Below are 19,761 nucleotides of genomic sequence, written 5' to 3'. Positions count from 1 at the left end.
GGTAACGCAGATGAAAAAAATGACTGTCTGTTTTCTTGTGCTCATGATGCTGCTGACATTACTCATTGCCGGGTGTTCAGCAGAAAAATCATCCGGCAAATCGGGTGAAACTGAGCTGACCTTTTGGACATTTAACGGGCTTCATGAGCAGTTCTATGTGGAAATGGTGAAGGAATGGAACAAAAAATATCCTGACCGCAAAATTAAGCTGAATACGGTCGTTTATCCGTATGGGCAAATGCACGATAACTTATCTATCTCCTTAATAGCGGGAGAAGGCGTCCCTGATATTGCCGATGTCGAATTGGCCCGTTTTTCAAACTTTTTGAAGGGCTCTGACATACCGCTTGCCGACTTGACTCCGCTGATTGAAAAGGACCGCGATAAATTCGTTGAGGCGCGGCTGACCCTGTACAGCAAAAACGGAAAGCTTTACGGACTCGATACGCATGTAGGGACAACAGTCATGTTTTATAACATGGATGTGATGAAAAAAGCCGGCGTCAATCCTGACGATATTAAAACATGGGATGATTACCATAAAGCCGGACAGAAAGTGCGCAAAGTGACCGGGAAGCCGATGGGAACCGTGGAAACAAATGATTCCGGAACCTTCTTATCTATGATTTCACAGCGAAACTCAGGCTATTTTGATAAAAACGGCAAGCTGATCCTCAATAATGACACCAACGTAAAAACACTTCAATATTTAAAAGACATGATCAATGATAAAACGATGATTCCTGCTCCAGGCGGCGGGCATCACAGTGAAGAATACTACGGTTTTATGAACCAAGGAGGAGCTGCTTCAATCCTCATGCCGATTTGGTATATGGGAAGATTTATCGATTATATGCCTGATCTGAAAGGGAAGATTGCCATCAGACCGCTCCCGGCATGGAAAGAGGGGGGCGACCGCTCGGCAGGCTTGGGCGGTACGGCAACCGTTGTACCGAAGCAATCCAAGCATGTTGAGTTAGCAAAAGAGTTTTTGGCCTTTGCGAAGGGCTCTAAAGAAGGAAATAAAAAACTCTGGAGCGTACTCGGGTTTGACCCGCTTCGCTGGGATGTTTGGAGCTCCAAGGAATTGAAGGAGAAAAACAAATACACGGATTACTTCCAAAACGGAACAGGCATTTTTTCTGTGCTGCTCGATATCAAGGATGAAATCAATCCAATTTATTTACATGAGGATTTTGCAAAGGCTTCAGACCTTGTCAACAGAAGCGTATTGTTCGACGCGCTTAAATCCCAGCAAAAAACGCCTAAACAAGCCTTGGACAGAGCGGCAGGTGAACTGAAACAGAAATAGAATCCCATTCAAAAAGTGAAAGCGGGGAGGTTCTCATGAAACCTGTGAAAACGGGAACGGTTCATCCCGTTCCTTCAGCTGCGAAACAATCAGGCTGGCGAGATCTATTTTATTCGAAAAAAGCGGCGCCCTATCTGTTTACAGCGCCATTCGTTTTATCCTTTCTCGTATTTTTTCTATACCCCATCATTAGTGTCTTCATCATGAGCTTTCAAAGAATTTTGCCGGGAGAGGTGCCGTTTGTCGGATTGTCTAATTATACAGCGCTAAACAACCCGACGTTCTATACCGCCCTTTGGAATACGCTGGAATACACCTTTTGGACGCTGATCGTGCTGATTCCTGTCCCATTGCTTCTGGCCATATTCCTGAATTCAAAGCTGGTCAAATTTCGAAATATATTTAAATCAGCGCTATTCATACCGGCATTGACCTCCACCATTGTCGCGGGGATCATTTTTCGGCTGATCTTCGGAGAAATGGAAACGTCTCTGGCTAACTCCATCCTACTCAAACTCGGCTTATCACCTCAGAACTGGATGAACAATGAACATACCGGCATGTTTTTGATGGTGCTGCTTGCTTCGTGGAGATGGATGGGAATCAACATCCTTTACTTTTTAGCAGGTCTGCAAAATGTGCCGAAAGAGCTGTACGAAGCTGCTGATATAGACGGGGCGAATACGATGAAAAAATTCCGACACATTACGCTGCCGTTTCTCAAGCCTGTTACCGTATATGTGCTGACCATCAGCATTATCGGCGGCTTCAGAATGTTTGAGGAAAGCTACGTGCTTTGGCAGAATAATTCCCCGGGTAATATTGGTCTGACGCTTGTCGGATATTTGTATCAGCAGGGGCTTGCCTACAACGAAATGGGGTACGGAGCGGCCATCGGCATTGTGCTTTTGATTGTGATACTTGTTGTCAGCCTGATTTCATTAAAGCTGTCAGGCTCGTTTAAGGGGGAGGGATAAATGTTGCGGAACAGTCCTCAGTTTAGCGTTTACAGAATTGCGCTGACTCTGTTTTTTATGATGCTGAGCCTATTGTATATTTTTCCGATTTTCTGTTTGCTTTTAGGGTCCTTAAAGCCGTCATCTGAGCTTTTGCGTGTGGGGCTGAATCTTGACATTGATCCTAAAGTAATGAGTCTTGATAATTATACATTTCTGTTTAACGGCGGCAGCATTTATTTCAAATGGTTCTTTAACAGCCTTGTGCTTGGGCTTTTCACAACCGTGCTCACCCTGTTTTTTTCTTCGATGATCGGGTACGGGCTTGCGGTTTATGATTTTAAGGGCAGAAGTATCATCTTTGTTCTTGTGCTGATTATCATGATGGTTCCGCTGGAGGTTATGATGCTTCCTCTGTTTAAGCTAACCGTCGGTCTGCACTTGATCGATTCATATACGGGTGTCATATTGCCGTTCATCGTTTCACCTGTTGCCGTATTCTTTTTTAGGCAATATGCGCTTGGTCTTCCAAGGGATCTGTTGGATTCTGCAAGGATGGACGGCTGTACGGAATTTGGCATCTTTTTCAGGATTATGGCGCCGCTGATGAAACCGGCTTTCGGGGCGATGATCATCCTTCAGTCCTTAAACAGCTGGAACAATTTCTTGTGGCCGCTGATTGTGCTTCGGTCGAAAGACATGTTTACGCTTCCAATTGGGCTGTCCAGCTTGCTGAGCCCTTATGGAAATAATTACGACATGCTTATCTCCGGCTCGGTATTTGCGATTTTGCCGGTTATTATCATTTTCTTGTTTTTTCAAAAATACTTTATCTCCGGCCTGACGGTAGGGGGAGTCAAAGGTTAATGAAGGAGGAAACGTGTGATGAAAAAAGCACGAATGATTGTAGACAAAGAATATAAAATTGGTGAAGTAGACAAACGGATTTACGGATCGTTTATCGAACATATGGGGCGTGCGGTATACGAAGGCATATATGAGCCTGATCACCCTGAAGCGGATGAAAATGGGTTTAGAAAAGATGTCCAGTCGCTGATCAAAGAATTACAGGTTCCGATCATCCGTTATCCGGGCGGAAACTTTTTATCTGGATACAACTGGGAGGACGGTGTCGGACCAGTCGAAAATCGCCCGAGACGGCTTGACTTGGCATGGCAAACGACAGAAACCAATGAAGTGGGAACAAATGAATTTTTAACTTGGGCAAAAAAGGTGAACACCGAGGTCAATATGGCCGTCAACCTTGGCACAAGAGGCATAGATGCCGCCCGTAATCTTGTTGAATATTGCAACCATCCGAAAGGCTCTTACTGGAGTGATTTAAGAAGATCACATGGCTATGAACAGCCGTACGGCATCAAAACATGGTGCTTAGGAAACGAAATGGATGGACCGTGGCAGATCGGCCACAAAACAGCTGATGAATACGGACGGCTAGCCGCAGAGACAGCAAAGGTCATGAAATGGGTTGACCCATCAATTGAACTTGTTGCCTGCGGCAGCTCAAACAGCGGCATGCCGACCTTTATCGATTGGGAAGCGAAGGTGCTGGAGCATACGTACGAGCATGTTGACTATATCTCTCTTCACACCTACTACGGAAATCGGGATAACAATCTGCCAAACTATTTGGCCCGTTCCATGGATCTGGATCATTTCATTAAATCTGTCGCCGCAACCTGTGACTATGTAAAAGCAAAAACACGCAGCAAGAAAACAATCAATCTCTCTCTGGATGAATGGAACGTATGGTATCACTCAAATGAGGCTGATAAAAAAGTCGAGCCGTGGATCACTGCGCGTCCGATTTTAGAGGATATTTACAATTTTGAAGATGCTTTATTAGTCGGCTCGCTCCTCATTACGATGCTGCAGCACGCAGATCGTGTGAAAATCGCGTGTCTTGCGCAGCTTGTCAATGTCATTGCGCCGATCATGACGGAAAAAGGCGGAGAAGCATGGAGACAGCCGATTTTCTATCCATACATGCATGCTTCTGTTTACGGAAGGGGCGAGTCACTGAAACCGCTTATTTCTTCTCCGAAGTACGACTGTTCTGATTTTACTGATGTGCCATATGTTGATGCTGCTGTTGTGTACTCTGAAGAGGAAGAAACCCTCACTATTTTTGCGGTAAACAAGGCTGAGGATCAGATGGAGACGGAGATTTCGCTCAGAGGCTTTGAATCCTACCAAATCGCAGAGCACATCGTACTTGAGCATCAGGATATCAAAGCGACAAACCAGCATAACAGAAAGAATGTCGTCCCGCATTCCAACGGAACATCGTCTGTTAGCGAAAACGGCTTAACTGCTCATTTCACGCCGCTTTCCTGGAATGTAATCCGCCTGAAAAAACAATCATAAGAGAAGCAAAGCCGGAGATTTCTCTCCGGTTTTTCTTTTTTCTCAGTAGATATCATTCAGTACCTTGTAATGTTCAGTAGTGGATGTTACCATATGGATAAGTGATGGGAAAAATAAACAAAATTGACCAGCCGCAGGGAGGATCTTATGATGAATGCTCAATTTAAAAAGGGAGCATTAGAGCTATGTGTGCTTGTATTAATATCCGAAAAAGACCAATACGGATATGAGCTTTCTCAAAACATTTCCAGACACATGGCAATTGCTGAAGGCACCTTATATCCTCTTCTCAGGAGACTGACGAAAGAAGAGTATTTAGAAACATATATGGCGCCGTCTTCCGAAGGGCCTGCCAGAAAATATTACACGATGTCAAAGCTTGGTTTCGTGCGAATGAAACTGCTGCTGGCAGAATGGGAGCAGTTCACAGCATCTGTCAATCAAATCATTGATGCGGCAAGGGGAGGAGAACGATGAATCAAGAACAGTTTTTACAGGAGTTAAGTAAAGCGTTACAGCCGCTTTCTAAAGAAGAGCGGAATGAGGTCTTATTTGATTTTGAAGAACATATTACAGAAGGGATGAAAGAAGGCAGGCCGGAAGCGGACATCATCAGGGAACTCGGCTCCCCAAAACAAATAGCAAAGGAATTGGTGCCAGATGTCACGGAAACTGCTCCAGCAGTGCAGCGCCCTAAGAAGAACCTCTTTCAGATGGCATGTTCAGCAGCAGCGATAAGCATCTTAAATTTGATTTTTGTACTGGGACCAGCTATTGGCATTTTTGGAGTGTACGTGGGTTTATGCGGGGCGGCGCTTGCACTTTCTGTATCACCAATTATGTTTGTCGGCATGGTGATGTTTCAAATGAATACGCACATGATGCTGGAGTTCTTTTTATCACTCGTGTTTGGCAGTCTGGGGCTGCTCTTGTGTATAGGGCTGTGGCATTTAGGCAAGCTGCTGTATGGCATGAGTTTGCGATATATCAGATATAATTTTAAGCTGGTGACGGGGGCGCAGACATGAAAAAAATCATAATAGGATTGATCGCAGTATTTGCAGTCGGGGTAATCGGAGCTGTTATCTCTGCTGCTGCCTCGGATTTTACAAAAGAAGAGGTGAAAGCTGCTGAAACATATGATCCTGCAGATATTAAAAAAATTGAGGTAACAACGAGCTCGATGCATGCAGAGGTCAAAAGCGGGCAAACGGATGATATTCAGGTAGCTGCTGAAGGGCAGGTCAGTGATAAAAGCAAAAAGCTGTTCGATGTGAGCCAAGATGGAAATTCATTAACAATCAATCAAATAGCACGCGAGAATATCATCTCTTTTATACCGTGGGGCAGCGAAAAGGATATGAAAATCACAATCACGATTCCGGAAAAGAAGTATGAAGAGATAACCGTAACGACAACCTCTGGCGATATTTTGATAGAAAATACGCAAACGGATCAATCAGTTGCTGACTCTACATCAGGAAATATTGAGCTGAAGCATACACGCATCGAAAACGAGCTGACGCTAAAAACAACGAGTGGGGAAATTCAAACTGACCAAAATTCATTCGGCCAAGGTGAGGTAAAGACAACAAGCGGATCAATAAAAAGCAGCCGCACAACAGCTGAAAAGGTGAACTATAAGACAACTTCCGGTGATATTGATCTTCTTCAGGATCATCAGAACGAAGAGCTCGACATCGTCACTACGAGCGGAAGTGTGTCAGTAGAGTATCAGAAAGAACCTGTATCTTTGGCAGTGGATTTTCAGGCAGACTCAGGGGATGCCGCGGCCAATCTCGATCACATCTTGTATAAAGAAAAATCAGAGCACCGTATTGTAGGTTATGTAGGTGATAGCCCCTCTAACCATTTAAAAGTTCGTACAACATCTGGAGACATTGAACTAAACTAACTGCCTCAAGCCGGCCCATCCCAGCCGGCTTTTTTGTATAGGAAAAAATGACCGCTTTTCCCCATGAAATTATGATATATTTATGAAAAACAGCAAAGGGGATGGGAGAAAATGAATGCGGTTACAATCGTGATAGCGTCAATGTGTATTTTGGCTATTGCCTATCGTTTATACGGAACATTTATGATGGTGAAGGTTCTCAAAGTGAATGATGACAAGCCGACACCCGCTCACACGCTTGAGGATGGGAAAGACTATGTGCCCACAAATAAATGGGTTTCGTTCGGCCACCATTTTGCCGCGATCGCAGCGGCCGGGCCGCTGGTCGGACCCATTCTGGCGGCGCAGTTTGGCTATTTGCCGGGGTTATTGTGGCTGTTAATCGGGGCGGTAATAGGGGGAGCCGTCCATGATATTGTTGTGCTGTTTGCATCAATGCGCAAAAACGGAAAATCGCTGTCGGAAGTGGCGAAGGATGAGCTTGGCCCTGTCGCCGGCTTTTGTACGGGACTTTCCATGCTGTTTATTATCACGATTACGATGGCGGGTCTCTCGATGGTCGTGCTGCACGCGCTTGAACGCAATCCGTGGGGGACATTTGCGGTAGGGATTACGATTCCGATTGCGATGGGCGTGGGCTTATTTTATAAGAAAACGGGAAATTTAAAGCTCGCGTCAACGGTCGGTTTTCTCTTTTTAATGGCAGGAGTCTTTATCGGCCCATGGGTACAGACTACCACGCTCGGTGACTTTTTAACACTTGATACGAAAACGCTTGCAATCGCGCTCCCTATTTATGCGTTTTTTGCCGCTGCGCTTCCTGTTTGGCTGCTTCTCGCACCGCGTGATTATTTAAGCAGCTTTATGAAAATCGGTGTTTTTATCGCTTTGATTGTTGGTGTTTTTGTCGTCAATCCGTCCATTCCGTTTCCTGCGTTTACAGAATTCGTAAAAGGCGGCGGGCCTGTGCTGGCAGGACCTGTCTGGCCGTTCATCTCAATAACCATCGCCTGCGGGGCGATCTCTGGGTTCCATGCCTTTGTCGGCTCAGGAACAACACCGAAAATGCTGAATAAATGGAGTGATATGAAGCCGGTGGCGTTTGGCGCAATGCTTGTTGAGTGTCTTGTCGGCATCATGGCACTGATTGCGGCAACCGCCTTACAGCCTGCTGATTACTTTGCGATTAACAGTACGCCGGAGGTTTTCCGTACGCTTGGCATGAATGTCGTCCATCTGCCTGAATTGAGCAGGGAAATCGGCTTGGACTTAGAAGGGAGAACTGGGGGAGCCGTCACGCTTGCGGTGGGTATGACTTATATTTTTACCGGAATGCCGTTTTTCAGCCATTTGGCCTCATACTTTTTCCAATTTGTCATTATGTTTGAAGCGGTATTTATTTTAACAGCGATTGACGCCGGTACACGTGTTGCCCGTTATTTGATCCAGGATTTCTTCGGAGAGGTATATAAACCGCTGAAGAAAACAGACTGGATTCCGGGCTCTGTATTTGCCAGCGCGCTTGCCTGTTTGATGTGGGGGTACTTGCTGTATTCAGGAGATATCGGTTCCATTTGGGCGCTGTTCGGCGTTTCCAATCAGCTGATGGCGTCAGTAGGGCTGATTATCGGAGCGACCATCGTGTTGAAAATCGCCGATAAACGCCGATACATTTTGACATGTCTTATCCCGCTTGCCTATTTATATGTCACTGTCAACTATGCGGGCTATTGGATGGTGTGCCATGTATATCTTAATCCTGAAGCAGCAGGATATAGTGTATTGAATGGCGTATTATCTATCATCATGCTGGTGTTAGGCTTCATCATTATTGTGGCGGCCGTGAAAAAGTGGGCGCAGATGTGGAGAGATCCGAGTTTAAGGATGGAAGCATCTATACCGGGCTAGAAGGACTATTGAAATGCTGAGGGGGCGTGGCAATGAATCTATCAATGAAATATCTTATTCTATACGTATCGGACAGCAAGCGGGCTATTCATTTTTATCGGGATATTTTAGGACTGCCGATTCGTGCTGAACACGGCACATATGTCGAATTTGAAACAGGATCGACGATATTGGCCCTTAATACGAGGGAAAGCGCCAGAGATATCACAGCGCTGGATATTCCGGAAACATCTGCTTCAAACACATTTGAAATCGGGTTTGTTACTGAAAATGTAGAAACTGTCATCAAAAGGATGAGAGAACAAGGCGTCTCGATTATCGGGGAGCCGAAAGTGAAACCATGGGGGCAGACGGTCGCCTATATCGCAGATCCGGATGGACATTATATCGAAATTTGCAGTCCGATGGAATAACGAACAAAAGCCCAAAACAATTTCTGTTTTGGGCTTTCTCATGTTGTTTTGTGCCCGGTTGCTTCTAATAGCAAATCAGCCAGGTGAACGGCTCTGACTTTACCGCTTAGTCCTTCGCGTTCAATCCCGAGCTTCATCTGCAGCAGGCAGCCCGGGTTTGCTGTTACAATGAGGATCGCGTCGGTTGCTTTGACGGCAGCCATTTTACTGTCCAGTATTTTCATAGACATTTCAGCTTCGACGATGTTGTAAATTCCCGCTGATCCGCAGCAGCTGTCTGCTTTCTCCATTTCTCTGAATTCAGCCCCTTTGATGCTCTGGAGCAGCTGGCGGGGCTCAAGCGACGTATGCATTACATTTCTTAGGTGGCATGAATCTTGATAGGTAACGACCTGAGGCGTCCTGAGCGCTAAGTCCATTTGATGGAAATCCAGTTCAACCAAAACGGAAGAAAAATCCTTCAGCTTTTGAACAAAAGCGGCGGCGCGCTCCGACCACTCCGGCTCATCCTTCAGCAAATGATCATATTCAGTAAGAAAGGCTCCGCATCCTCCGGCGTTTGTGATGACAGCCTCCACGTCTAACGCTTCGAAAGCAGCGATATTTTGTTTCGCGAGCTCTTTCCCTGCGTTTTTTTCACCGCTATGCCCATGCAGTGCCCCGCAGCAAGCCTGTTCAGGCGGGATGACAATATCGCAGCCTGCCAGCTGCAGCAGCTTCAATGTGGCATTGTTAGTCGGTAAAAACATCGTATCCATTAAGCAGCCCGAAAAAAAGGCGACCCGTTTTTTCCTGGGGCCAATGGACGGCAGGAAACGCGGCCGATTGTTCATTTCTTTGCTTTTTGGAACATCAGGAAGAACAGCTTCCATCGTCTGCAAATGCTCAGGCAGGACGCGAAGCATACCGGTTTTTCGCACAGCGGTTTGCAGTCCTGACCGCTGATACAAACCGATAAGGCTTACAGCTGAGCGCATGCGGTTTTGGTGCGGAAACAGCTCGTGAAAAGCCGTCTTTCGCATGACACGTGCGCCAAGCGAGTGTTTTTTATTTTGGTGGATAATATCTCTGGCTTCCTCCAGCAGCTGACCGTATTTCACGCCGGATGGGCATACGGGTTCACAGGCTCGGCAGCCGAGGCAAAGTGACAGCGAACGTTCGACATCATCATCCGGTTCAATCATACCGTCCGCCACGGCTTTCATTAAGGCGATACGCCCGCGCGGGGAGTGTGTTTCCATAAATCCTGATTCGATATAGGTCGGACAGGAAGGGAGACAAAATCCGCAGCGCATACAATTTAATAACTCACCTTCATCCATACGCTCTTTAAATTCATTTTGGATCTGTTTCATTTCTTTTTCTGTTGTCATCTTTGTGCCACCACACGTTTTCTGGCATCTTTTGCAAACACCTTGCCCGGATTTAATATGTTCTGGGGATCAAATGCCGCTTTCAACGCTTTCATCGCATCAATGCCTTCTTTTTTTAGTTTCATCTCCAAGTAAGGCGCTTTCATGGCCCCGACTCCGTGCTCTCCGGTTATCGTGCCGCCAAGTTCAATCGCTTTCTCAAAAATCTCGGCAAAAGCCTGTTCGACACGCTCCATCTCATCTTCATTGCGTATATCTGTCGTGCATGTCGGATGGAGGTTCCCGTCTCCTGCGTGGCCGAAGGTGCAAATGGAAATATCGTATTTAGCAGCAATATGATTAATCGCTTTGACCATATTGGCGATTTCTGAGCGAGGAACAGTCGCATCCTCTAAAATCGTCGTCGGCTTGAGGCGTGCAAGTGCAGAAAGGGCGGAGCGCCGAGCTTCAGTCAGGGCGAATGCCTCCTCCTCCGTTTGTGCGGTCTGAACGGAAACGGCGTCGCCTTTTTTGCAGATCGCCTCAATCTTTTCCATATCCCGTTCAACGGTTTCAAGCGGCCCGTCTTGTTCAATTAACAGAACTGCTTTTGCGCTTGTCGGAAGTCCGATTTTGGCATAATCCTCAATTACCAATAGTGTAGGCTGGTCAAGAAATTCAAGCGTTGCGGGTATCATTTTCGCGGCAATAATGTCCGATACCGTTTGAGCAGCGGCATCGATGCTTTCATAAAGGGCAAGCAGCGTCTTCTTGGTTTCCGGTTTTGGAACAAGTTTGACGATGGCTTCTGTCACAATGCCGAGTGTTCCTTCTGAGCCGACAAAAAGACGCGTCAGATCGTATCCGGCCACATCCTTCGCGAGTTTTCCTCCGGTGCGGATGATGTCTCCATTTGCGAGCACAACCTCCAGACCAATCACATAGTCGCGGGTGACGCCGTATTTTAATCCGCGGAGCCCGCCGGAATTTTCATTGATGTTTCCGCCGATGGTTGATATTTTCATAGAACTCGGATCGGGCGGATAAAATAAACCTTTGCTTTCAACCGCGCGGATCATATCCAACGTAATGACGCCCGGCTGAACTGTGGCAGTTAAATTTTCTTCATCAATCTCAAGAATCTTGTTCATGTGCTTAAAGAGAAGCACAAGGCCGCCTTCAGTCGGGCACGTGCCGCCGCAAAGGTTTGTCCCTGATCCTCTCGGAACGATCGGCACGTGATGTTCTCTGCAAATCGTTAAAATTTGTGAAACTTCATCTGTATTCCTGGGCGCAATCACGGCATCAGGCATAGATTGAAACTGCGGCGTCGCATCATAAGAATAAACGAGCCGGCCGGCTTTTGAGTCATCAAAGTTTTCGGGTCCGACGATTTGAATCAGCTGTCCTTTTACATCCTTTGTGATCATTTCACCAATCCCCCTGTTGAAAAACGCTTTCAATCTATTGTAAAAGAAAAAAAGAAAAGCTTTCCATGGAGAAACATACAAAAAATGAAACTAAAACTCTTTCTATTTTGTATCTTGATCTAAAAAATAGAGTGCGACGTACATCGTGACGATGTCCTCGGTGCGGTCAAAGTGCAAACCGGTCAGCTGTTCAGCCTTAGCCAGACGATAACGCAATGTATTGATATGAATATGCATATCTTCTGCGGTTTGTTTCAAAGACAAATCATGTAGAAAGAAGGTCCGTATCGTTCTCATTAGTTCCTGATGCCGAAGCGTCTCTCTGAATACTCTTTGCGGAAATTCGTTTCTGGTCCCTGGGCTGATTTCCGTCAGACACATATCAAGCTTCAGATCCTCTTCGAATATGGGCGTTTTTCGCTTAAGGCTGACAGCCAGCGCTTTTTCCGCTTGCTCGTATGAATCTGTCAGGCTGGAGCTTGCGACAGTCCTTCCAGCGCCAGCTGCTGTCAATTGGCTGTTTGCGGTATTGGCAAACGAACAAATGTGAAGGATCTGCCGTAAAAGCCGATCTCTTTGTTCATGCTGTGGCACTTCGTGATTAATCAAAATCCGTTCATTTCCCCACCTGATGAACAAATCCGCAGGGTACGAGGATTTCCAGCTACGTCCCATTTGCTCAATATCATGAGGTGACCACTCATATCCCTGAATCAGAATCATTTGACGCCGGGAGGCAAGGTCCACACCAAGAAGCTGAGCTTTCTCAAGAAAACCCGAAGACCACTCTTTTAATTGCAGCCAATCGATCATAAAAGATTCCAGCATTCTTTCACGCCACTGGGACTGCTCTAAATGCCATGATTCCTTAATGAACAGCTCTGTCATTTTTCGAAGCAGCTCCCCGTAAGGCTGAATCTCAGCGGGCTCACCTGTCAGCCCGAAGACAGCGATCACATCATGATCAGAAAATACAGGGAGGTTTATGCCCGCCTTTACTCCTTTTAACCTTTTTTCTTCTTCCTTTGTAATAATGACGCTGCGTTTTTCTTTTGCGCAGAGAAGCGCTCCCTCGTGAAATTGTCCGACCCGCTCATCGTTTGTGCTCGCCATAATAAGGCCATCCGTGTTTACAATAATGACCTCACGTTCGTACATTTTTTTGACTTCAGCAATAATTTTTTTCGCTAATAATGGCTGTAAAAACATGGCGTTCCCCCTCATCATGTTTTTATTATATAAGAAAAAAACCGGGCGCAGTCACCCGGTTTCATGTCTTATTGGGCGGGTTTTAATCCGCCTTCAAGCGTTTTCAGCATTTCGTTTTTCTCACTTTCGGATGCGTGCTGCCAAATGACTTCAAATAAAACGCCGAGCCCTGGAAGCATTTTTTCTTCACCGCTTTGAATCGCATCTACAATTGTATGCTCAAGCTGTTCCTGATTATTGCCGGTTACGTTGGCAATGACGGCATGACGTAAATTAAGATCCATGTAAAACGCTCCTTTTCCTAAAATGTAATACGTATATTCTAACCCTGCACCTGGTTTATTATGTGCTGTTCTTGCGATATAATAACATCATGTTGAAAAAAGGAGCGCCACACAGACAGTGAAACATATAGAATCAGCAAAAAACCAAAAAGTGAAGGATTGGAAAAAGCTTCACACAAAAAAAGAACGAACAAAAACAAATACATTTCTGATAGAGGGAGAACACCTCGTTGAAGAGGCGCTGAAAAGCCCGGGTACGGTGAAAGAAATTCTTGTAAAGGATGAAACAAAGATTCCTTCAGAGCTTGAGGCGGGTATCCAGTGCTATGTGCTGAGCGAAGATGCGTTTTCAGCTGTGACTGAAACCGAAACGCCGCAGCAGATTGCCGCCGTATGCCATATGCCTGAAGAACAGCTGGCAACGGCACGTAAGATGCTGCTGATTGATGCCGTTCAAGATCCGGGAAACCTAGGCACAATGATTCGAACGGCTGATGCGGCCGGTTTGGATGCAGTTGTACTCGGTGACGGCACGGCCGATGCCTTTAACGGAAAAACACTGCGGTCTGCGCAAGGATCTCACTTTCATATTCCTGTTGTGAGAAAAAACCTGCAGTCATATGTGGACGAATTGAAGGCAGAGGGCGTAAAAGTGTACGGCACGGCGCTGCAAAACGGAGCGCCTTACCGGGAGATCCCTCAGTCTAAATCCTTTGCGCTCATTGTAGGAAATGAAGGCGCAGGGGTGGATGCTGCATTGCTGGAAAAAACGGATTTGAACCTGTACGTGCCGCTTTACGGACAGGCTGAATCACTAAACGTCGCAGTTGCGGCTGCCATCCTCGTGTATCACTTGCGAGGATAGTGTTGCGCCAAGCGTTGGATTTCTCTATAATAGAACATAATATTTCAAAAACCGTGACAGAGGACCTCAATTTCTGATCAACTGCTTTCCAGGGAGAAAATGCCGCTGACTGAGAGCATTTTTAACGCAGCCGGAAGTTGGCTTCACCTCTTGAGTTGTCGCCGGGACCGCGCCACACTGCGCGTAAAGGTGAACCGGAATCTGATTCCGTTATGTCAATGAAGCTGACGACAGCATCAGTCTGTCTGAAATAAGGGTGGTACCGCGGCCACAACTCGTCCCTTGTATAGGGACGGGTTTTTTTTATTTTCCAAAGACATATGACGGTTTGTTTACATAAAAGGAGGATGCAAAATGGAAGAAAAGCTAAAACAGCTGGAACAAGAAGCCATAGAACAAGTAGAAGCAGCAAGCTCATTAAAGGTTGTCAATGATATTCGGGTGCAATATCTCGGAAAAAAAGGGCCGATTACAGAAGTGCTGCGCGGAATGGGCAAGCTTTCTGCTGAAGAACGTCCAAAAATGGGGGCGCTCGCGAACGAAGTAAGAGAGCGTATCGCTAATGCGATTGCTGACAAAAACGAGAAGCTTGAAGAAGAGGAAATGAAGCAGAAGCTTGCGGGACAGACAATTGACGTCACGCTGCCTGGGAATCCTGTTGCAGTCGGCGGCCGCCATCCGCTCACTGTTGTCATTGAAGAAATTGAAGATTTATTTATCGGGATGGGCTACACAGTCGAGGAAGGGCCAGAGGTTGAAACAGATTACTACAATTTCGAATCGCTCAACCTGCCAAAAGAACACCCTGCGCGCGATATGCAGGACAGCTTTTACATCACAGAGGAAACTTTGATGAGAACGCAAACTTCTCCTGTCCAAACACGGACGATGGAAAAGCATGAAGGCAAAGGGCCTGTTAAAATCATTTGCCCGGGTAAAGTTTATCGACGTGATAACGATGACGCGACGCACTCTCATCAATTTATGCAAATTGAAGGGCTTGTCGTTGACAAAAACATCAGCATGAGTGATTTAAAAGGAACGCTTGAACTCGTTGCGAAAAAAATGTTCGGGCAAGACCGCGAAATCAGACTCCGCCCAAGCTTCTTCCCGTTTACTGAGCCTTCAGTAGAAGTGGATGTGACATGCTTTAAATGCGGTGGAAACGGCTGCTCAGTATGTAAAGGAACAGGCTGGATCGAAATCCTCGGCGCCGGCATGGTTCACCCGAATGTGCTTGAAATGGCTGGCTTTGACCCGAAGGAATATCAGGGCTTCGCATTCGGAATGGGTGTTGAGCGCATCGCGATGCTGAAATACGGCATTGATGATATCCGCCACTTCTATACAAACGATGTCAGATTTATTTCGCAGTTTAAACAGGCGTAAGAGGAGGATGCAAGGATGTTTGTTTCTTATAAATGGTTAGAGGATTATGTTGATTTAAAAGGCATGGACCCGGCTGTTCTTGCTGAAAAAATTACAAGAGCCGGTATTGAGGTTGAAGGAATTGAATACAAAGGAGAAGGCATCAAAGGCGTTGTCATCGGCCATGTGCTGGAGCGCGAGCAGCACCCGAATGCTGATAAGCTGAATAAGTGCCTTGTGGATATCGGAGCGGAAGCCCCTGTACAAATTATTTGCGGCGCGCCGAATGTGGATAAGGGACAAAAAGTCGCAGTTGCAACAGTCGGAGCGGTGCTGCCGGGCAATTTCAAAATCAAAAAAGCCAAGCTTCGCGGTGAAGAATCAAACGGCATGATCTGTTCTTTACAGGAGCTTGGGATTGAAAGCAAACTTGTGGCGAAGGAGTATGCGGAAGGCATTTTCGTATTCCCGAATGACGCTGAAACAGGAAGCGATGCTTTAGCGGCTTTACAGCTTGACGACGCGATTCTTGAGCTTGGCTTAACACCAAACCGCGCGGATGCCATGAACATGCTTGGTGTTGCTTACGAGGTTGCGGCGATTTTAGACACTGAGGTAAAGCTTCCGCAAACGGATTACCCGGCTGTTTCAGAACAAGCGTCTGATTACATTGCTGTTAAAATCGAAGATCAAGAAGCGAACCCGCTGTATGCTGCAAAAATCATTAAAAATGTCACGATTGCTCCGTCACCGCTTTGGATGCAAACAAAGCTGATGAATGCAGGCATTCGTCCGCACAACAACGTTGTTGACATCACAAACTTTGTCCTGTTGGAATACGGACAGCCGCTTCACGCGTTTGATTATGACAGATTTGGCTCTAAGGAAGTCGTAGTAAGAAAAGCAGCTGAGAATGAAATGATCGTCACTCTTGATGATCAAGAACGTAAGCTGTCTGCCGATCACCTTGTCATTACAAACGGAACGAAAGCGCAGGCCGTTGCCGGTGTCATGGGAGGAGCAGAGTCAGAGGTTCAGGAAGATACGAAAACGATTTTGCTTGAGGCTGCTTATTTCAACGGGCAGACGGTTCGCAAGGCTTCCAAGGACCTTGGTTTGAGAAGTGAATCAAGCGTAAGGTTTGAAAAAGGAATTGATCCTGCGCGCGTACGCCTTGCAGCAGAACGGGCTGCACAGCTGATCCATCTGTATGCCGGCGGTGAGGTGCTTGCTGGAACGGTTGAGGAAGATCACCTGACAATCGAAGCAAATAACATTCACGTGTCTGCTGACAGAGTGAGCAGCGTTCTAGGCATGACGATCAGCAAGGAAGAACTGATCAGCATTTATAAACGTCTTGGTTTTACGGTTGGTGAAGCGGATGATCTTCTCGTTGTGACCGTCCCATCACGCCGCGGCGACATTACAATAGAAGAGGATTTAATCGAAGAAGCGGCAAGACTGTACGGCTACGATAACATTCCGTCTACGCTTCCTGAGACAGCGGGAACAACAGGCGGATTAACGCCATATCAAGCAAAACGCCGTAAAGTCAGACGTTTCCTTGAAGGCGCAGGCTTATCCCAAGCCATCACTTACTCATTGACAAATGAGAAGAAAGCGGCAGCGTTTGCGATTGAAAAATCACTGAACACTGTGCTTGCGCTTCCTATGAGTGAAGAAAGAAGCATTCTCAGACACAGTCTTGTTCCGAATCTGCTTGATTCTGTTTCTTACAACCTCGCGAGACAGACTGACTCAGTTGCACTGTACGAAGTCGGTTCCGTTTTTCTGACGAAGGAAGAGGATACAAAACCTGTTGAAACAGAACGCGTGGCAGGAGCTGTTACCGGATTATGGCGCAAGCAGCTATGGCAGGGTGAGAAGAAACCAGTTGATTTCTTTGTTGTCAAAGGTATTGTCGAAGGGCTGTTAGACAAACTCAACGTCCTAGACAGCATTGAATTTGTACAGTCTGAACGCAAACAGCTGCACACGGGCAGAACAGCGAACATTTTACTGAATGGCTCTCTGATCGGCTTCATCGGCCAAGTCCATCCTTCATTGGAAAAAGAACTGGATATAAAGGAAACATACGTATTTGAGATTGATCTTCATGCGTTACTTGCAGCAGAAACAGCACCGCTTGTTTACACGGCGATTCCGAAATATCCGTCTGTGACACGTGATATCGCTCTTGTAACAGATAAAACCGTCACAAGCGGCCAGCTCGAGAGCGTCATTAAAGAGGCCGGCGGCAAGCTTCTGAAAGAGGTAACCGTATTTGACGTATACGAAGGAGAGCATATGGAGGAAGGCAAGAAGTCTGTCGCTTTCTCACTCCAGTATGTTAACCCTGAACAAACACTGACTGAAGAAGAAGTGACAAAAGCGCACAGTAAAGTGCTGAAGGCGTTAGAAGACACATATCAAGCTGTTTTAAGAGGCTGATAAAAAAAGCTTGCAGAGAAATCTGCAAGCTTTTTTCTATGAACGTTTTTTATCAGCAAGGCGCTGCGCTTTTTGCGTATTGGCGAAATGGAGTTTTGTAAAGGCTCTGAGTGCGGATGCCCCTTTTTTGAGGATCAGCTTGGCGGCCGCTTCATCGACGTGCGGACCGGCTCCTTTCGGCAGCGTCATTCCTGCATCGCGTGATAGTTTATCCATTTCCATTAAAAATGAATATCTTGCAATGATTGAAGCAGCGGCGACAGCCAGGTGAATACCTTCAGCTTTTGTGCTAAAATAGGTCCGCTCCTTCACAATGTCTCTGCCCTTTAAATGATTGAAGTAGACGCCCGGCTCAGCGAATTGGTCAATCAAAATGGCCTCAGGCTTTATTCCATCCATTTTCCTTAATAAATGGGTGATCGCCTGATTGTGCAGCAATGCTTTCATTTTCCCTTGGCTCATGCCTTTTTCCTGCATGCTGTTATACTTTTCATTCTTTAACACCAGCAGGCTGTACGGAATGGTTTTAATCAGGTTTCGGGCAATCTCAATGATTTGCGGATCCTTTAAATCCTTAGAATCCTTCACACCGAGTTCCTTCATTAAAGGAAGCATGGTTTTGTCGACGTACGCGCATACAACCGTCATTGGACCAAAGTAATCCCCGGTTCCGACTTCGTCAGAGCCGATAACAGACATGCCGGCGATATCCGCCGGAGGGGCATAGCGTGGATCAGCCGGCTTTTTGGCCGGTTTCTTCTTTTCCTGAGGCTCAGCTGTTCCCCAGCGCGCGGATTCTGCCGCTGCGTTTTTGCCTTGAAACAGGACCTTGCCTGATTGATATGCTGTAATGGTACAGCCGGGCGGTTTCGCCTGAAAAACGGCTCCCTGCGGAACAGAGGCGGTAAGCGAACCGCTGTACGTCATTTTCATTTGGTCAATAGCAGACAACGATACTTTTATCACTGAATGGGACACGTAATAATCTCCTTTTTTTACACTTTTCACTGTATATACCAGTGTATCATAACAGCGGGAGGCTCGTCTTTCCATTCATTTAATAAACGTGTTATGATAAGAACTAGGATTCTCGCGGAATGGAGGAGAAACGTTGTCTGACGGCAAAAAAACAAAAACAACCGTTGACATTTACGGCCAGCACTTCACGATAGTCGGTGAAGAAAGCAGAGCCCATATGAGGTATGTCGCCGGAATTGTTGATGATAAAATGAGAGAAATCAATGAAAAAAATCCATATCTTGATATAAATAAACTTGCAGTGCTGACAGCGGTAAATGTGGTGCACGATTATGTTAAGTTACAAGAGAAATGTGAAAAACTGGAGCGTCAGCTTAAAGAAAAGGATTGAACAACTATGCTGGATATCATCATCTTAATCTTGCTCCTGATGGGGACTTTACTGGGGTTAAAACGCGGTTTTATCCTGCAGTTTATCCGCTTGACGAGCTTTATTTTATCGATCGCCTTTGCGGCTTTATTCTATAAAAATGTGGCGCCGCATTTAAAGTGGATTCCCGCACCCGACTTTTCAGCGGGACAGCCGGCTCTTTCTTTTTTTACGGGAAATTTAGAAGCGGCCTATTATAATGCGATTGCGTTTATCGTTTTATTTATCATCGCTAAAATCTTACTGAGAATCATCGGCTCGTTCTTGAGTATTGTCGCCGGCATTCCGGTGATCAAACAAATCAACCAGTTGCTGGGCGCCGTTCTCGGTTTTCTAGAAGTCTATTTATTTACATTTGTGCTGTTGTATGTCGCATCCGTTCTGCCGGTAGATGCGTTGCAGCAAATGATGGGGCAATCGTCTCTCGCAAATGTGATCATTAACCATACACCGTACTTGTCAGGGCTATTAGAAGAGCTGTGGACACAGTACGGGGCATAAA

The 19,761-nt window shown here is 46.2% G+C and carries 19 protein-coding genes and 2 pseudogenes; 15 read left to right on the top strand and 6 right to left on the bottom strand.

Annotated elements, in window-relative coordinates:
* The first annotated feature begins 10 nt into the window (after nt 1-10).
* The 10 genes and pseudogenes from araN (at nt 11) to BFW96_RS13585 (ending at nt 8,892) form a co-directional block, all read left to right on the top strand.
* Nucleotides 11-1,312 carry an arabinooligosaccharides ABC transporter substrate-binding protein AraN gene (gene araN, locus BFW96_RS13625; protein ID WP_069839694.1) on the top strand — a complete coding sequence of 434 codons (1,302 nt, stop codon included), beginning with the start codon at nt 11-13 and terminating at the stop codon, nt 1,310-1,312.
* A gap of 35 nt (nt 1,313-1,347) precedes the next feature.
* Nucleotides 1,348-2,289 (top strand): arabinooligosaccharides ABC transporter permease AraP, encoded by a 942-nt coding sequence (gene araP, locus BFW96_RS13620; RefSeq protein ID WP_069839693.1) that lies wholly within the window; start codon nt 1,348-1,350, stop codon nt 2,287-2,289.
* On the top strand, nt 2,290-3,135 hold the full coding sequence (gene araQ, locus BFW96_RS13615) for an arabinooligosaccharides ABC transporter permease AraQ (protein ID WP_069839692.1): 846 nt from the start codon (nt 2,290-2,292) through the stop codon (nt 3,133-3,135).
* Between the two features lie 18 nt (nt 3,136-3,153).
* Nucleotides 3,154-4,656 carry an alpha-L-arabinofuranosidase AbfA gene (gene abfA / locus BFW96_RS13610; protein WP_014664911.1) on the top strand — a complete coding sequence of 501 codons (1,503 nt, stop codon included), beginning with the start codon at nt 3,154-3,156 and terminating at the stop codon, nt 4,654-4,656.
* A 150-nt stretch (nt 4,657-4,806) separates the two neighbouring features.
* On the top strand, nt 4,807-5,133 hold the full coding sequence (locus BFW96_RS13605) for a PadR family transcriptional regulator (RefSeq protein WP_069839691.1): 327 nt from the start codon (nt 4,807-4,809) through the stop codon (nt 5,131-5,133).
* Complete coding sequence (locus tag BFW96_RS13600; protein WP_069839690.1) at nt 5,130-5,684, top strand: HAAS signaling domain-containing protein; 555 nt, start codon at nt 5,130-5,132, stop codon at nt 5,682-5,684. The genes BFW96_RS13605 and BFW96_RS13600 overlap by 4 nt, the downstream gene beginning before the upstream one ends.
* Nucleotides 5,681-6,571, top strand: a complete 891-nt coding sequence (locus BFW96_RS13595) for a DUF4097 family beta strand repeat-containing protein (protein ID WP_069839689.1) — start codon at nt 5,681-5,683, stop codon at nt 6,569-6,571. The genes BFW96_RS13600 and BFW96_RS13595 overlap by 4 nt, the downstream gene beginning before the upstream one ends.
* Nucleotides 6,572-6,682: 111 nt before the next feature.
* Entirely contained in the window at nt 6,683-8,479 is a 1,797-nt protein-coding gene (cstA, locus tag BFW96_RS13590; protein ID WP_069839688.1) for a carbon starvation protein CstA, read from the top strand.
* Nucleotides 8,422-8,609: pseudogene (locus BFW96_RS21925) on the top strand (hypothetical protein). The gene cstA and the pseudogene BFW96_RS21925 overlap by 58 nt, the downstream one beginning before the upstream one ends.
* Nucleotides 8,524-8,892 (top strand): VOC family protein, encoded by a 369-nt coding sequence (locus BFW96_RS13585; protein ID WP_227099012.1) that lies wholly within the window; start codon nt 8,524-8,526, stop codon nt 8,890-8,892. Before BFW96_RS21925 ends, BFW96_RS13585 begins: the two are co-directional and overlap by 86 nt.
* A 38-nt stretch (nt 8,893-8,930) precedes the next feature.
* Here BFW96_RS13585 and BFW96_RS13580 read toward each other — a convergent pair whose 3' ends face one another.
* From BFW96_RS13580 to sspI, 4 genes are all read right to left on the bottom strand, one after another.
* Nucleotides 8,931-10,265: a (Fe-S)-binding protein gene (locus tag BFW96_RS13580; protein ID WP_069839687.1), complete on the bottom strand. Its 1,335-nt coding sequence runs from the start codon at nt 10,263-10,265 to the stop codon at nt 8,931-8,933.
* Nucleotides 10,262-11,674, bottom strand: a complete 1,413-nt coding sequence (gene glcD / locus BFW96_RS13575; RefSeq protein WP_069839686.1) for a glycolate oxidase subunit GlcD — start codon at nt 11,672-11,674, stop codon at nt 10,262-10,264. Before glcD ends, BFW96_RS13580 begins: the two co-directional genes overlap by 4 nt.
* 102 nt (nt 11,675-11,776) lie before the next feature.
* On the bottom strand, nt 11,777-12,883 hold the full coding sequence (locus tag BFW96_RS13570; RefSeq protein ID WP_069839685.1) for a CdaR family transcriptional regulator: 1,107 nt from the start codon (nt 12,881-12,883) through the stop codon (nt 11,777-11,779).
* 68 nt (nt 12,884-12,951) lie between these two features.
* Nucleotides 12,952-13,167, bottom strand: coding sequence for a small acid-soluble spore protein SspI (sspI, locus tag BFW96_RS13565; RefSeq protein WP_003222464.1), 216 nt, complete (start codon nt 13,165-13,167; stop codon nt 12,952-12,954).
* A gap of 118 nt (nt 13,168-13,285) precedes the next feature.
* Here sspI and BFW96_RS13560 point away from each other — a divergent pair, with 118 nt between their 5' ends.
* Nucleotides 13,286-14,032 (top strand): TrmH family RNA methyltransferase, encoded by a 747-nt coding sequence (locus BFW96_RS13560; RefSeq protein ID WP_069839684.1) that lies wholly within the window; start codon nt 13,286-13,288, stop codon nt 14,030-14,032.
* A gap of 66 nt (nt 14,033-14,098) precedes the next feature.
* On the opposite strand, the pseudogene BFW96_RS21195 reads toward BFW96_RS13560, so the two are convergent.
* Nucleotides 14,099-14,306 (bottom strand): annotated as a pseudogene (locus tag BFW96_RS21195) (hypothetical protein).
* Nucleotides 14,307-14,386: 80 nt separating this feature from the next.
* Between BFW96_RS21195 and pheS the strand changes: the two are divergent.
* Nucleotides 14,387-15,421: a phenylalanine--tRNA ligase subunit alpha gene (pheS, locus tag BFW96_RS13555; protein WP_069839683.1), complete on the top strand. Its 1,035-nt coding sequence runs from the start codon at nt 14,387-14,389 to the stop codon at nt 15,419-15,421.
* A gap of 15 nt (nt 15,422-15,436) precedes the next feature.
* A complete protein-coding gene (gene pheT / locus BFW96_RS13550) occupies nt 15,437-17,851 on the top strand; it encodes a phenylalanine--tRNA ligase subunit beta (RefSeq protein ID WP_069839682.1) in 2,415 nt (804 codons plus the stop codon).
* 36 nt (nt 17,852-17,887) lie between these two features.
* Here the strand turns inward: pheT and rnhC are convergent, their stop codons facing one another.
* On the bottom strand, nt 17,888-18,829 hold the full coding sequence (gene rnhC / locus BFW96_RS13545) for a ribonuclease HIII (protein WP_069839681.1): 942 nt from the start codon (nt 18,827-18,829) through the stop codon (nt 17,888-17,890).
* A gap of 133 nt (nt 18,830-18,962) precedes the next feature.
* On the opposite strand from rnhC, the gene zapA reads away from it, so the two are divergent.
* Nucleotides 18,963-19,220, top strand: a complete 258-nt coding sequence (zapA, locus tag BFW96_RS13540; protein ID WP_003229534.1) for a cell division protein ZapA — start codon at nt 18,963-18,965, stop codon at nt 19,218-19,220.
* Between the two features lie 6 nt (nt 19,221-19,226).
* Nucleotides 19,227-19,760, top strand: a complete 534-nt coding sequence (locus tag BFW96_RS13535) for a CvpA family protein (protein WP_014664899.1) — start codon at nt 19,227-19,229, stop codon at nt 19,758-19,760.
* Nucleotide 19,761: the final 1 nt, after the last annotated feature.

It is taken from the genome of Bacillus sp. F56 (genome assembly GCF_001748205.1).
GTDB lineage: Bacteria > Bacillota > Bacilli > Bacillales > Bacillaceae > Bacillus > Bacillus stercoris.
Note: the sequence above shows the minus strand (reverse complement) of the source record. Positions and strands in the feature narration are given on the sequence as shown.

Bases quoted from the DNA above. Each gene is read 5' to 3' on its own strand.
- BFW96_RS13585 (WP_227099012.1), top strand. From the start codon at position 8,524: ATGAAATATCTTATTCTATACGTATCGGACAGCAAGCGGGCTATTCAT.
- glcD (WP_069839686.1), bottom strand. From the start codon at position 11,674: ATGATCACAAAGGATGTAAAAGGACAGCTGATTCAAATCGTCGGACCC.
- BFW96_RS13605 (WP_069839691.1), top strand. From the start codon at position 4,807: ATGAATGCTCAATTTAAAAAGGGAGCATTAGAGCTATGTGTGCTTGTA.
- BFW96_RS13600 (WP_069839690.1), top strand. From the start codon at position 5,130: ATGAATCAAGAACAGTTTTTACAGGAGTTAAGTAAAGCGTTACAGCCG.
- BFW96_RS13595 (WP_069839689.1), top strand. From the start codon at position 5,681: ATGAAAAAAATCATAATAGGATTGATCGCAGTATTTGCAGTCGGGGTA.
- sspI (WP_003222464.1), bottom strand. From the start codon at position 13,167: ATGGATCTTAATTTACGTCATGCCGTCATTGCCAACGTAACCGGCAAT.
- BFW96_RS13535 (WP_014664899.1), top strand. From the start codon at position 19,227: ATGCTGGATATCATCATCTTAATCTTGCTCCTGATGGGGACTTTACTG.
- cstA (WP_069839688.1), top strand. From the start codon at position 6,683: ATGAATGCGGTTACAATCGTGATAGCGTCAATGTGTATTTTGGCTATT.
- pheT (WP_069839682.1), top strand. From the start codon at position 15,437: ATGTTTGTTTCTTATAAATGGTTAGAGGATTATGTTGATTTAAAAGGC.
- araP (WP_069839693.1), top strand. From the start codon at position 1,348: ATGAAACCTGTGAAAACGGGAACGGTTCATCCCGTTCCTTCAGCTGCG.
- abfA (WP_014664911.1), top strand. From the start codon at position 3,154: ATGAAAAAAGCACGAATGATTGTAGACAAAGAATATAAAATTGGTGAA.
- BFW96_RS13570 (WP_069839685.1), bottom strand. From the start codon at position 12,883: ATGTTTTTACAGCCATTATTAGCGAAAAAAATTATTGCTGAAGTCAAA.
- araN (WP_069839694.1), top strand. From the start codon at position 11: ATGAAAAAAATGACTGTCTGTTTTCTTGTGCTCATGATGCTGCTGACA.
- pheS (WP_069839683.1), top strand. From the start codon at position 14,387: ATGGAAGAAAAGCTAAAACAGCTGGAACAAGAAGCCATAGAACAAGTA.
- BFW96_RS13580 (WP_069839687.1), bottom strand. From the start codon at position 10,265: ATGACAACAGAAAAAGAAATGAAACAGATCCAAAATGAATTTAAAGAG.
- araQ (WP_069839692.1), top strand. From the start codon at position 2,290: ATGTTGCGGAACAGTCCTCAGTTTAGCGTTTACAGAATTGCGCTGACT.